Consider the following 421-nt stretch of genomic DNA (forward strand, 5'->3'; position numbering starts at 1 on the left):
ATCGCTGGACCGATACCACAGACACCTACATCCGTTACGATTACAACCGCCTGCGCGATGTGAGCTTTGCGGACCCAAATGGGCATTTTGTCGACATAAATATGGGTGCGAGTTGGCGGCCAGATAATAACTGGCTTGTTCGTGGAGAGTTTCATTACATCGATGGCTGGTCACGCTTGTTTAACCGTGACAACCAAAGCCAGCGAACAAACCGATATTGGAATCTGGCAGCTCTGCAAGTCGCCTATCGCTGGTAATAACAGGACTCTTTAGTGAAGCTGGATTATCGACCCAACATGAGCATTAAGTGGCAGGCCTTTGGCCTGACGAGCTTAGTGTTGGGCGTGCTATTTGTGGCATTACTATGGGCTTTCACCGATGCATACAAAAGCCAGTTCCATTCTGCAATAGACACCATCGC

Annotated in this window: 1 pseudogene; it reads left to right on the forward strand. The window is 49.2% G+C overall.

From position 1 onward, the window contains the following. A pseudogene (locus A3751_RS22355) lies at positions 1-257 on the forward strand (hypothetical protein); the annotation flags it as partial. Positions 258-421 lie beyond the last annotated feature (164 nt).

The sequence above is a fragment of the Oleiphilus sp. HI0080 genome, from assembly GCF_001635135.1.